This window comes from Glutamicibacter sp. 0426 (assembly GCF_001906485.1).
Classification (GTDB): domain Bacteria; phylum Actinomycetota; class Actinomycetes; order Actinomycetales; family Micrococcaceae; genus Glutamicibacter; species Glutamicibacter nicotianae.
Genome location: NZ_MPBI01000001.1, coordinates 1,081,505 through 1,093,316, shown reverse-complemented (window position 1 = coordinate 1,093,316; position 11,812 = coordinate 1,081,505). Strand labels below are relative to the sequence as shown.

The 11,812-nt window shown below is 65.7% G+C and carries 11 protein-coding genes and 1 pseudogene; 4 read left to right on the top strand and 8 right to left on the bottom strand.

Translation table 11 applies throughout. The annotated features are described in order from the left end of the window. Positions 1 to 148: 148 nt before the first annotated feature. Entirely contained in the window at positions 149 to 340 is a 192-nt protein-coding gene (locus tag BKX98_RS05195; protein ID WP_038991459.1) for a CsbD family protein, read from the bottom strand. 381 nt (positions 341 to 721) lie between these two features. On the opposite strand from BKX98_RS05195, the gene BKX98_RS05190 reads away from it, so the two are divergent. From BKX98_RS05190 to BKX98_RS05180, 3 genes are read left to right on the top strand one after another with little or no spacing between them, the layout of a single operon-like run. Continuing rightward, on the top strand, positions 722 to 1,783 hold the full coding sequence (locus BKX98_RS05190) for an acyl-CoA dehydrogenase family protein (protein ID WP_073706355.1): 1,062 nt from the start codon (positions 722 to 724) through the stop codon (positions 1,781 to 1,783). Continuing rightward, positions 1,780 to 3,147 carry a bifunctional PIG-L family deacetylase/class I SAM-dependent methyltransferase gene (locus BKX98_RS05185; RefSeq protein WP_158024657.1) on the top strand — a complete coding sequence of 456 codons (1,368 nt, stop codon included), beginning with the start codon at positions 1,780 to 1,782 and terminating at the stop codon, positions 3,145 to 3,147. The genes BKX98_RS05190 and BKX98_RS05185 overlap by 4 nt, the downstream gene beginning before the upstream one ends. After that, complete coding sequence (locus BKX98_RS05180) at positions 3,140 to 3,874, top strand: glycosyltransferase family 2 protein (RefSeq protein ID WP_083586624.1); 735 nt, start codon at positions 3,140 to 3,142, stop codon at positions 3,872 to 3,874. The genes BKX98_RS05185 and BKX98_RS05180 overlap by 8 nt, the downstream gene beginning before the upstream one ends. Before the next feature lie 104 nt (positions 3,875 to 3,978). Here BKX98_RS05180 and BKX98_RS05175 read toward each other — a convergent pair whose 3' ends face one another. The 7 genes and pseudogenes from BKX98_RS05175 to BKX98_RS05145 form a co-directional block, all read right to left on the bottom strand. Beyond that, positions 3,979 to 4,305, bottom strand: a complete 327-nt coding sequence (locus tag BKX98_RS05175) for a hypothetical protein (protein WP_233125277.1) — start codon at positions 4,303 to 4,305, stop codon at positions 3,979 to 3,981. Positions 4,306 to 4,732: 427 nt separating this feature from the next. Continuing rightward, the gene (locus tag BKX98_RS05170; RefSeq protein ID WP_073706351.1) at positions 4,733 to 6,160 is read right to left on the bottom strand and encodes an NAD(P)/FAD-dependent oxidoreductase; all 1,428 of its coding nucleotides are present in this window, start codon (positions 6,158 to 6,160) and stop codon (positions 4,733 to 4,735) included. After that, positions 6,157 to 6,687: a hypothetical protein gene (locus tag BKX98_RS05165; protein ID WP_073706350.1), complete on the bottom strand. Its 531-nt coding sequence runs from the start codon at positions 6,685 to 6,687 to the stop codon at positions 6,157 to 6,159. The genes BKX98_RS05170 and BKX98_RS05165 overlap by 4 nt, the downstream gene beginning before the upstream one ends. Positions 6,688 to 6,808: 121 nt before the next feature. Continuing rightward, a pseudogene (locus BKX98_RS05160) lies at positions 6,809 to 7,360 on the bottom strand (flavodoxin family protein); the annotation flags it as partial. Positions 7,361 to 7,477: 117 nt separating this feature from the next. Further along, positions 7,478 to 8,113 carry a cyclodeaminase/cyclohydrolase family protein gene (locus BKX98_RS05155; protein ID WP_083586623.1) on the bottom strand — a complete coding sequence of 212 codons (636 nt, stop codon included), beginning with the start codon at positions 8,111 to 8,113 and terminating at the stop codon, positions 7,478 to 7,480. Beyond that, positions 8,103 to 8,318 carry a DUF6480 family protein gene (locus tag BKX98_RS05150; protein ID WP_073706349.1) on the bottom strand — a complete coding sequence of 72 codons (216 nt, stop codon included), beginning with the start codon at positions 8,316 to 8,318 and terminating at the stop codon, positions 8,103 to 8,105. Before BKX98_RS05150 ends, BKX98_RS05155 begins: the two co-directional genes overlap by 11 nt. A gap of 159 nt (positions 8,319 to 8,477) precedes the next feature. Beyond that, a complete protein-coding gene (locus tag BKX98_RS05145; RefSeq protein WP_073706348.1) occupies positions 8,478 to 9,188 on the bottom strand; it encodes a hypothetical protein in 711 nt (236 codons plus the stop codon). Between the two features lie 435 nt (positions 9,189 to 9,623). Here BKX98_RS05145 and BKX98_RS05140 point away from each other — a divergent pair, with 435 nt between their 5' ends. After that, on the top strand, positions 9,624 to 11,645 hold the full coding sequence (locus tag BKX98_RS05140; RefSeq protein ID WP_073706347.1) for a M23 family metallopeptidase: 2,022 nt from the start codon (positions 9,624 to 9,626) through the stop codon (positions 11,643 to 11,645). Positions 11,646 to 11,812 lie beyond the last annotated feature (167 nt).

Below are 11,812 nucleotides of genomic sequence, written 5' to 3'. Positions count from 1 at the left end.
CGAACAGTGTCGGCGGGCAGGACCTTATGGATCGCTCTACGGCCGCTGTTCCTGGATTTCGGAGCAGCGGCCGTAGCGCTTTGCAGGTTGCCGGAAAAGAACTGTGCCCCATGAATTGGCATTCATGGGGCACAGCTGGTTGCGCTGCTTAGGACAGGTCGTCCTTGACATCCTTGGCGGCGTCCTTGACGTGTTCGCCTGCCTGCTTGGCCTTGGCAGCGGCCTGGTCCTTCACGCCTTCGGCCTGCAGCTGCTCATTGTTAGTGGCATCGCCGATGGCTTCCTTGGCCTTGCCAGATGCTTCCTGAGCCTTGTTCTGGATCTTGTCTCCAATTCCCATGATTCTTACCTCCTGTGTGGATCTGGTGTACTGACAATTTGAACTCTAGGGCAGATTGCAAATCGGGGACCTGAAGCTGGGAATTTCCTTGTGGCGTACTTTGCAGATCATCACAGAGCCGCCTTCAGCGCGGCGAATTCCGCAAGCTCTCTCGATGTTGTGCCTCGGGCCCTCGGTGCGATTGCCGGTGCGTCCCTGAACCATGCGCGTTGCGTTGCCAGGTTGGCCGGCTGATCCGCAGCATCCCCGGATTCTTCCCGCGGGACACTTCAGGGGTGGGTCTGTGGTTATTTGCGGTTTTCAGGTGCCATTCAGGTGGGCGAGGCACGAATTGCCCGGAACCTAGACTGGTCAAAAGTTCCGACCAAGGAAAGAGGGCTGATGGACCAGAATCCGGTGTCATTCAATACGGGCGAACCACGATTTGCAACCCGTAATGGAGAGCCGTGGTGGGGTGCCGAGCAAGCGGTGCGTGATGCCGCCGTGCGTTGCGAGGGCAACCCGGACGCGATGCTGCGCGTGCTGGAAGGCTCGGGGGAAGATCCTCCGGTCCCTGCCGCTGGCCAGACGCAGCGGCTCTGGGAGCTGCTGGCGTCCGTGGCCGCCACCGACCTGGTTGCGGCCAGGACGCTGGAACCGCATTTGGATGCAGCCGGAATCCTGAGCCAGGCGGGCATGCCATGGCAAGCAGGTACCTCATGGGGCGTTTTCGCCGCGCAGTCGCCCACCACCACCCTGGAAGCGACCCGCCAATCCGGCGGAGAGTGGGAACTGAACGGCACCAAGCCCTGGTGCTCCTTGGCCGCCATGCTGACGCATGCATTGGTCACCGCCCGAACACCGGAGGGGAACCGGCTGTTCATGGTTTCCCTGCGCCACCCCGGCGTTGAACCGGCAACAGGTGGCTGGATCAGCCGAGGCATGGCCCAGCTGCCCAGCGGTTCCGTGGACTTCACCGGGGTGCCGGCCCAACCGGTGCAAGACGCTGGCTGGTACCTGTCCCGGCCGGGGTTCGCCGTTGGCGGCGTCGGTGTTGCCGCCTGCTGGTTCGGGGGAGCGGTGGGAATCTACCGCCATCTGCAGCGCAGCGCCCAAGCGCGTACCCCGGATCAGCTGGCCCTGGCCTGGCTCGGCGAAGCGGACCGTTTGCTCGCCGGCTGCGCCGCGCTATTGGAACATGCAGCCGGGCTGGCTGACGACGGCGAATTGGATGCCATTGCCGCCTATCGGATCCGCGGCCAGGTGGCCTGGGCCTGCACCCGCATTTTGCAGCTCAGCGGCGAGTCCACCGGACCGGGACCGCTGACCGCCGATGAGGAGCATGCGCGGCGCGCAGCAGATTTGGGCATCTACCTTCGCCAGCACCACGCTGCCCGCGATGACGCGGCCCTGGGCCAGCTGCTTGCGGATCGCGCCGGGAAGGAAGGCAGGAGCGCATGGTGAGCTTCACGCATCAGGAGCAGGGAACAGCTGCAAGCTGCTGGCAGCAGGCCGGGCTTGGGCGAATCGCCGCACTGGACCCGGAGGAACTCTTCCGCGAAATTCCATCGGTGATTGTCCTGGCCGCCCACCCGGACGACGAGACGCTGGGAGCCGGAGGGCTGATCCGCATGGCGCTATGCCGGGGGATCGATGTCCACGTGATTGTCTGCAGCTTCGGTGAAGCCTCCCACCCGCACTCCGCAACGCACACCGCCGCCCAGCTGGCCTCGCTGCGCAAGGCGGAGCTGGACGAGGCGATGGGCACGCTGCGCGTGCCGGGACCGCAGGCCGGGACGCTGCACCTGCACTGCCTGGGGTTGGGTGACGGGAAACTTGAAACTCAGCAAGCACGGATCCGCGTGGCCCTGGAGCAGCACGCCGGCCAAGGCTGCCTGATCGCCAGCACCTACCGCGCAGACGGGCACCCGGATCACGAAATCCTGTCCCTGATCGCCGCGGACTGCGCCCTGGAACACGGTGCATGCCACCTGGAATTCCCCATCTGGTTCTGGCATTGGGCGCAACCGGACAGCCAGCGCAGCTGGAAGCACTGGCACAGGTTGGATCTTGACGAATCCAGCGCCCAGGCCAAGGCCTGCGCTTTGGACACCCACCGATCCCAGACCCGGCCGCTGTCCGCGCAGCCGGGGGACGAAGTCCTGCTCGGGGAAAGCTTCCTGCAGCACTTTTCCCAGGGCGCAGAGATCTTCCGCGCCACCTGGCCCGGCCACAGGGATGCCGCGTCCGCTCCGGCGGTATTCGACGAGCTCTACGGGACGCGCGAGGATCCGTGGGAATACCGCAGCAGCCGCTATGAGCGGCGCAAGCAGCAGATCCTGCTCGCCTGCCTGCCCCAGGAACGGTATGCGGCGGTGCTGGAGCTGGGCTGCTCCATCGGGGTGCAGAGCGCCGAACTGGCCCGCCGCAGCACGAGCCTGCTGGCGATCGACGCCAGCGCCACCGCGTTGGCCCAGGCGAGGCGTGCCGTGGCCGGAATGGACCACGTCGACTTGCTGCAGGCCACGGTGCCTCGGCAATTTCCGCAGCTGGAGCCGGGCAGCTTGCAGCTGGTGGTGCTCAGCGAGATGGGCTACTTCCTGGCAGCCGACGAACTGGAGCAAGTGCTCGCCGCCAGCGCGGCGGCACTTCAAGCCGGCGGAGAGCTGGTGCTCTGCCATTGGCTGCATCCCATCGACGGCTGGCCGCTGGACGGGGAAGAAGTGCACCGCATCGCGGGCCAGCTGCGGTGGGAGCGCATCGTGGAGCATCGCGAAGCCGATTTCCTGCTTGAAATACTGCGCAAGCCAGCTGGTGCCCATGGGTAGGCAGCTGGCGGCCATGGCGGTCATCATCCCGGCCCGCGACGAGGAAGAACGCCTGGGCCGTTGCCTGGATTCGGTGCGCGCGGCCATGGACCGTCTTGCCCATGCCCGCCCGCAGATCCAGGCCAGGGCCATCGTGGTTGCCGACAGTTGCACGGACGGGACGGCGCAGATCGCCGGGCGGCATGCCAGCGAGGATTGGCGGGTCAGCGTGCAGCAGGTCGGCTTCGGCAATGTCGGTGCGAGCCGGGCCGCCGGAGCACGCCATGCCCTTGGCCTGCTCGCTGCGGCCGGCGACCCGGGCGCCATCTGGCTGGCCAGCACCGACGCGGATACCTGCGTCCCAGAGCATTGGCTTCAGGGCTTTGCCCGCCTGCACGCCGGTGGGGCAGATGCGGTAGCGGGAACCGTGGAACCGGACCGCAGCGAACTCGATGAGCACATCTTCGCCCTATGGCAGCAGGAATACCAGCCGGTGGAGGGGCATGGCCATATCCACGGCGCGAACTTCGGCGTGTGCGCTGCCGCCTATCTGGCTGTCGGAGGCTTTGAGCCGCTGGCGGCCCGGGAGGATGTGGCACTGGTGGAAGCCTTGCGCCATGCCGGCTACCGGGTCCAGGCCACGGCCCGGCTGCAGGCAACCACCTCTGGGCGCCTGCGCGGCCGGCTGGGCGAAGGCTTCGCGGACTATCTGGCAGCGCTGGAACACCGGATGCTCAACACCGGCTAGCATCCAGCAAGCAGACCTGGTCCCTGGCATGGAAACAGCCCCCCGGTGAACTGCGCGGTGCGCAGATTACCAGGGGGCTGTGCCAGTGGCAGCGTTGCCAGCTGTCATGAGCTGCTGCCGGACTCCTGTGCGGCGTAGCCGTGTCCTGGCGCATTCGCGTCGAAATGGGGCACCGCGTGGGCGACCGCACTGTACTGCCAATACTTCACGCGGAATGCTGCCATGCCGCTGTGCTCGGCCTGCGCGAACAAATCCTTGATCGTGCTGCGCGGCGCGCTGGCCGGAACCACTTCCAAGACTGGAGAAGGCTCGGAAATGTGCAAGAATTTCAGCTCCCCGGTCTGCTTTCCAAGCATCGCGACCAGCACCGGCCGCTTGTGCACTGACACGAGGCCCATGACATCGTCGAGCGATTCCTCAGGCTGCGTCATGACCACTGGCATTCCCTGGGTCCAGCCATAATTGCCCAAATGTCTTCTGCCCTCGCGTGATCCCAGCAACTCAGCAACGCGCACCGCAGTCTGGGATCTGACTAGCCTTCCTGGCATGTGAACTACCCTCCACTTCTAGACGATACTTCTCACTTCAACTATGCAGTTTTCCGGCCCCTGAGGCGGCGGCATGGCCTTCAGTGACGCTGTCGACCATACGCCAAGCGGTGGGGGACTTGGTATGAAATTATCATTGGTCCACCAAGTTCTTGTGCACCCGTCCCGATTCTGAGGAAATTCCCAGACTTTATTTTTTACTAGTCAAAGCCTTATTGCAGGAATTGGCTTGGGCTGCGCGGGCTCGGTTCGCCTATGTAGTTGCATGCCGCTGATCCATCGCCGGCAACCAAGGAAGCTGATTATCGGCTCAGGTGCGCCCAAGCTCGCGCAGGGCCCGATGCGCCGCATGCCAGCCGGCCATCCCATGCACCCCGCCGCCCGGAGGAGTGGAAGAGGAGCACAGGTACAGTCCCGGCACGCCCAGCGAATATGGATTGGGCGAAGCGGAGGGGCGGAAGAATTGCTGGGTGCCGGACAGTGATCCGCCGCCGATATCGCCACCGACCAGGTTGGGATCCCAGGCCTGCAGCTGCGCCGGGGAGGTGTCCACGCGGTGCACGATCCGGTCCCTGAAACCCGGCGCGAACCGCTCGATCTGCGCATCGATGAGCGCACCGGCATCCCCGGCATAGCCCTGGGGCACGTGGGCGTAGGACCAGATGACGTGGCGGCCGGCCGGGGCGCGCGAGGCATCGGCGCTCGAAGGCTGGACCACCATCACGAAGGGGCGGTCGGGCATTTTCCCGGAGGCGACCTGGTGCTCGGCGGCGGCCAGCTCGGCGGCATTGCCGATCACGTGCACGGTGCCGGCCCGCGCGGTGCGCGCATCCTGCCAGGGGATCGGCCCATCGAGCAGGTAGTCCACCTTGTAGGCGGCGGTGCCGTAGCGCCAGCGTTCCAACCGGCGGCGCAGGCGTGGCGGAAGCTGGCCGCCGGCGATCTGCACCACCTGGCGCGGCGTGGCATCCAGGAAAGTGAGTTCGGCAGCGGGAAGCTGGGCGAGGCTGGTGATCTGGTGCCCGGTGTGGATCTGCACGCCCAACCCATCGAGCACCCGCAGCAGCGCGTCGATGATGCTGCCGGTGCCGCCGTGCGCCACCGGCCACCCCCAGGACTGGCCCAGGGCACCGAAAAGCACGCCGAATCCCGAGGTGAACGGGTGGGCGAGCGGCAGCATGGAATGCGCGCTGGAGCCGGCGAAGAGCGCCGCGGCCTGCCGGGTGCGGAAGGCCGCGGAGGCCAGGAGCTTCGCCGGCGGCAGCGAGCGCAGCCCGAAGCGCGCCATCAGCACCGGATGCGGCGGGATGCCCAGCAGCGGGCTGGTGGCGTTCTCCAGGATCTCCTGCGGATTGCGCACCAGCGGCCCATGCAGCAGCCGCCAGATCTTCCGGTCGGCGGGGAACTGCCCGCTGGTGGAGTCCACGCTCTGGTGCAGGAAGACCGAGGGGCCGTCGTCCAGGGGGTGGGCCAGCGGGTAATCGTGGAAATCCCATTGCAGGCCATGGCCGGCCAGGTCGAAATGCGCGAAGGCCGGGCTGCCGTAGGCGAAGGGGTGGGCGGCAGCTCCCAAATCGACAATGGTGCCCTCGCCCAGCGTGCTGCCGGAGGCCGCGGCGCCGCCCGGATGGGCATTGCGCTCGAAGACCTGGACATCGAAACCGTTCTGCGCAAGCACTGCCGCGGCGACCAGCCCATTCGGGCCGGCCCCGACGACATTCGCCTTCCCATTGCTCATCGGCGGCGTTCCTCCCGGTTCTCGTGTTCTTGCGGGGCGAAGCGCTCGGGCCAGGTCTCATCGCTGAGCGCCTTGAGCTGGCTGATCTGCGACTCGGCACGATGCGACAGGTCCTGCAGCACCGCCTGGTCCAGGCGCGGATCGTGGGGCAGCATCAGCAGCAGCGTCTGCCACATGCGCAATTTGGCATTGAGCAGTCCGGTGAGCACATCGAGCTGCACCTGCGCGGCGGCCAGCTTGCGCATCCGCAGCGGATTGAACGGGTTGACATGCCCGGCGAGCTGGGCCACCGGGCCCAGGAGGCGGGCCAGCGGCCGCTGCCTGCATCCCAGCCGGTCCATGATCCGCTTCAGATCCGCCTGGTCGGCCTCCACCTGCCGGTGCAGCGACTCGAAGCGGTCGGCATACGCGGTGCCCGCCCAGGTGTGGTGCGCCGCCTTGAAATGGTTCAGCCCCGATTCGGAACCCAGCAGGTGCTCTCCCAAGTACCTGTGCAGGGTCATCTGGTCGATGGTGTTGTGCGGCATCGTGCCCGTCCTTAGTTCTCGAAAGCGGTTGCAGTCTTCTGCTGGCTCGAACGCTAGGGCACCGGCCGCCGCAGGCCAATGGCGCACCGCTGATCTGCAGGCTGCACCCAGCCTTCGGAGGCTAGCCGGCAGGGCAGGTACTGGCCTTGAGCAGCCGCGCCAAGTGGGCGGCATTGCGGATGGCAATGCCCGTGGCATTGGCCGTGGCCTCAGGGGTCTGCTGCAGATCCTGGCAGTCGGTGGTGTGCATGGCCTGCCCCACCCAGCAGGTCGAGCCCCGGGCCACCAGGGTGAACCCGGCATCGGCCAGGCCCTGGCCCAGATCCGCGATCACGTGGTGCGCGCCGTCCTCATTGCCCACCACTGCGACCAGGCCGACCTTGCCGAAGAGGATCGGGCGGCCCTGCTCGTCGGTTTCCGACAGCTCGGCATCGAGCCGTTCCAGCACCTGCTGGGCCAGGCTGGATGGGTGGCCCACCCAGATCGGCGTGGCCAGCACCAGGATGTCCGCGGACAGCAGCTTCTGCCGGATCTGTGGCCACTGGTCGCCGTCTCCCATGTCCTTGAGCACCCCGGGCTTCACATTGAAATCGGCAATGCGCAGGATCTCGGAGGACACCTGGTGCTCCTTGAATTCGGCCGCCACCTGCCGGGCCAGCAAATCGCTGCTGGAGGCCTTGGGCGAGGGGGAGAGGGTTCATACCAGGATCAATGCATTAATAGGCGTCTGGGTCATGGTCATCATTCCTTGTCATCGATGCCTTTGCTATCGGCCGTGCTGGCAGCCGGATTAGCGCTTGATGCGCGCATCGATGCGCGCGGCCAGCTCTCCTGCGTTTTGCATCGCCCGGTCCAGCGATGCTGCGGTATCCCATAACCCGGCGTGCTTGACCTGCGCCGGGCCGGAAGCCAACTGGGAAAGGTCATAGCGCAGATTGCTGCTGGCAGCCTGCAGCACTGCGCTCAGCATGCCCAGGGCCGTGGCGACATCGGCCACCAGTTGCGGCTTGGCTTGCTGCGAGAGCCAGCGCAGGTCATTCAGGGCGGTCATGGCCAGCGCACCGAGTGCGGCAGAGGATTTCGCGGCCTGCAAGCAGGCCTGTGCAAGGCGGCGGTCGCGCTGCTCCGAGGCCGGTTGCGCGTAGGCTACCCCGAACTCCGCGGAAGCCCGCGCATCACGGTCTGCCATGGCCAGCGCGTCGAGCCGCAGCTGCTTGGCCCGTGCCAGCAGGCCGGTGAGTTCGGACTGTGCGGTCCCCGAAGCTGATACGTAGCCGCCGGACATTGACATCAGCGCGGCGGCGGCTGCGAGCATCAGCGCCGCCGCGGCTCCGCCGCCCGGGTTCCCGTCCGATTCAGCCAGCTCCTCCAGCCAGCGTCCAATGCGTGCATCGCTGATTGGACGCTGCGCCAGGCTATTCGCCATGGCCCTGGTCTTGGCTCATCGATCCCTCGCCCGGCGGGGTTTCACCCGGCGGTACCGAACCGCCCGGTTCCAGCCCGGTAATCAGTTGCTCTTCTGGATCGGGGTTGGACGTGGCTGCGGCCTCGCGGTTGGCTGATTGCGCATCGTCGTGTGCATCGTCGGGTTCGCCATCATCCTGCGGCGCGGAGAATTCCTGCGGGTTCATCGGCTGCTCCTGTCTGCATGATTGCTGTGGCCGAGAGTCCAGCCCTTGTCCGCTCACGCTAGGCAGCGCTCAGCGGCGGGTTCAACCGCATGGAGCAATTCACACTGAACGCTCGGATTGCGGTGCGTTGCCTGCCGGGGATCAGCCGGCCGAAGGCGATTAATGCCCCAGGTGCTTGAGCACTGCTGTGTGCAGGCGCGCATCGGACAGCAACCGGAAATGCCCCAGCGTGGGCAGCTTGATATTGGTGGCTCCGGCCAAGTCGCAGCCGCCGGGGATGTGCGGGTCGAAGCTGCTGTAGATGGAGATGATCTGCGAATTCACGCTCAAATTGGCCGAGAGCTTGAGCAGCCCCTGGTCATTGGGGGACAGGGCCCGCAGGGAGCGGATCGGAGCATAGCGTGCATAGCGCGAACCGGAGAAGGGGGTGCCGATGGCGATCATCCGGTTGATCCGGTAGCCCTGCAGCGAGGCGGCCATGAGGTACTTGCCGATCAGTCCGCCCTTGCTGTGCGCCACCAGCACCGCACCGTCCAGCTGCTCCGTGTCCAGGTAGCGGGAAACTGCCTCGGACATCTCCGGCACGGTGCCGTGGTTGAAGCCGAGCTGAGGGATCACATGCACCGGGTGGCCGGCTTGGTGCAGCGCCTTGGCGACCGGGAGCATGAATTTCCAGGATTCCCAGATTCCCGGAATCAGGACCACCGGTTCGGCCACCGGGTCGCTGCCCGTGCGCAGCTGGTCGGCCGGCGTGCCTGGCAGCAGTGAACGAAGCTGCCAGGCGCCAGCATAGAGATAATCTTGCAGCCATGCGCAGGACAGCACGGCCCACCGGAAAAGCCTGCCGGCCAGGGTGCTGGTCTCCACCATGGATCCTCCGTTTTTCACCGCGCTGCGGGGACCGGTTGCTCCGGGGTCCCTCCTCACAGCATTATCAGCACATCAGCACGGTTCAGGCAGGAAGCGACATTGCCCGCCCAGGGAATTCCGGGTTTCCGTCGGTCGGCCAGTTATCGGCAACGCGCCGAATCGAGGCGGGAATGCCGGGTGGAATCGGCGCTCGCCGGAAGACGAGCAGGCGTCGGAATTGCAACGATTTGATGCCGGATTTCCGGGGTCGCGGCACGACTGGGATGGTGCCGCGGGAGAACGGTGTTCCGCCGAATCATCCCCGCCGTTGCAAAAGCCTTCAACTAGCCATGGATTATTCTTCGGGCTAGGGCTATTCTGAGGTTCTGTTGAGTAATTGCAGTTTTGGGGGACTGGCAAGTTATGAAACGACAACATCATGGTTTAAGCAGTTCTATGCCGCGCGGAGTCTTGGGGACCAGCCGCCGGCTGCCGTATGGGGCACTGGCTATTGCCGCGGCATTTGGCCTGAGCAGTGCATTGGCGTGGCCCGGTGCGGCCGGTGCCATGCCTGCCAGAGCCGAATCAAGCACCGTGGCCTTCAGTGCGGAATCCCAGCCGCTGCTCGGGAGCGACGTCGTCACCGTACCGGACATGTCCGAAGTGGCCGGCATAGAAATCACCGGCCTGAAATCTGGCACTGAGAGGCTCGGCGGGTCCGAGTCTGGCCCGGTGGCACAGGTGGCCGAGCATCGAGCGGCCATGACGGCAACGTCGAGCTCGGGGGTAACAGTGCCGCCCGCACCGATTGCCGCGTCCCAGGAGATCCGGCCGGCCATGCTGCGCACCGGCCTGCTGCTGGAGCACCCAGTGGCCACCCTGCAAATCTCCAGTGCGTTCGGCTGGAGAGCCAACCCGACAGGTGCCGGGCACCAAATCCACATCGGCCAGGATTATCCCATTGCCTGCGGCTCGCCCGTTCGTGCCAGCGAGACCGGCAGGGTGATTGTCGCCGGCTGGGCGGGCCATTCCGGCCAACGGGTCACCATTGACCACGGGAATCGGGTGCAGACCGGATACAGCCACAATTCGCTGCTGCTGGTAAGCGTTGGCGAATTCGTGGTCCAAGGCCAAGTCATTGCGTTGTCCGGGACAACAGGCAATTCCACTGGGTGCCATGTGCATTTCGAAGTCATCGTCAATGGGCAGTGGCAGAATCCGAGCAACTACCTGCCGATGGCCGGCGGGCAACGGCGAGCGGTACTTGCAGCCGGGCCATTTGCGGTGGATGCCGGCAGTGCCCTGCGCCAGCAATCGGTTGCTGCAGCATTTGGGCATTCTTCCGGGACCTCAAGCAACCGCAGCTCAGCAGACCAAGAACGCCCAACCCGTGTGAAGCATTACCAGGCTGACCCGGTGCAGCCATCTGCCGACGGCAACCAGAAAGAGGCCAAGGCGGCCAAGCCTAAGACCCAGCCGAAAAAGGATCACTCGAAAACCAGCCCGTCTCCAAGAACCACGCAGGCGGCACCGCAGCCGAGCAAGGCGCCTAAGCCGCCGAAGAAGCTGGAAACCGAACGCCCGAAGGCCCAGCCAACGCCTTCGCCAACGCAAACTCCTGTTCCAGCTGAGCCAAGCGCGCCGACTCCAAGCACTGGGCCAGTGGAGCAACCCAGCGCTTCCGCATCACCTACCGCGTCACCCACCGAGTCGACGATGCCTTCGGCATCACCGACCGCCGTGGAGACTCCAGCCCCGGAGAATCCAACAGAGGAGGTGGAATCCTCCCAGACACCTCCGACGGCCGAGCCGACCCTAGCTCCTGAACCGAGCCCGGACTCGGGTATCGAACCGCAGCAGGAGAAAGAAACGGGAAACCCGGACACCTCGGACCATGAAGAGGAAACCGAGCCCACGGCCGGGACAGAGAAGATCATCGGTGTAGCCCAGCCGAAGATCGTGGACATGCAGGCAGAGAAGGACCAGAAGGCTCCATCCAAAGCCAAGGAGCTGGCGCCGGCCAAGCCTGCTGCTCCAGAGAAGAAGAGCGCAAAGAAGCCAGCGGCTGACAAGCCCAAGCCGGCAGTCGCGGGCAAGCCGAAGGCGGCTGTTCCGGCGAAGAAGAAGGCGCCAGCACCGGCTAAGCCAAAGCCGGCAGTCCCGGCTAAACCCAAGGCGCCAGTGGCCAAACCCAAGCCGGCAGCTCCGGCCGCGGCGGCTGCGCCTGCAGCGAAGAAGGTCGCGAAGGAGCCGGCCGCAACGGTTCCGCAACCTCAGCCGAAGCCGAAGCCAAAGCTGCAGCCGAAACCAAAGCCAAAGCCGCCAGTTGCGGCGCCGGCCGTGCAGAAAGCCGCCCCATCAGCGGCCAAGCCGAAGCCGAAGGCCGCGGTTCCTGCACCGGCTGAAGCTGCCGCCCCAGCCAAGGTGCCGCAGCCGCCGGCAGGCACCGCGCCTGCTGCCAGCGAGGCCAAGCCGTAGCCCTTGGTTGCCGGCACCCGAAGCTGCTCCCGTCCTTTCGGAGGGGAGCAGCTTCGGCATTGCGCCGTAGGCTGCTGGTGAAACGCTGCACAGCTGGTTAGTTCGGCGCCCGATTATTGATATTCTTGGGAGTTGAGTCCTGTGCGATTTTCCAATGCGCACCACAA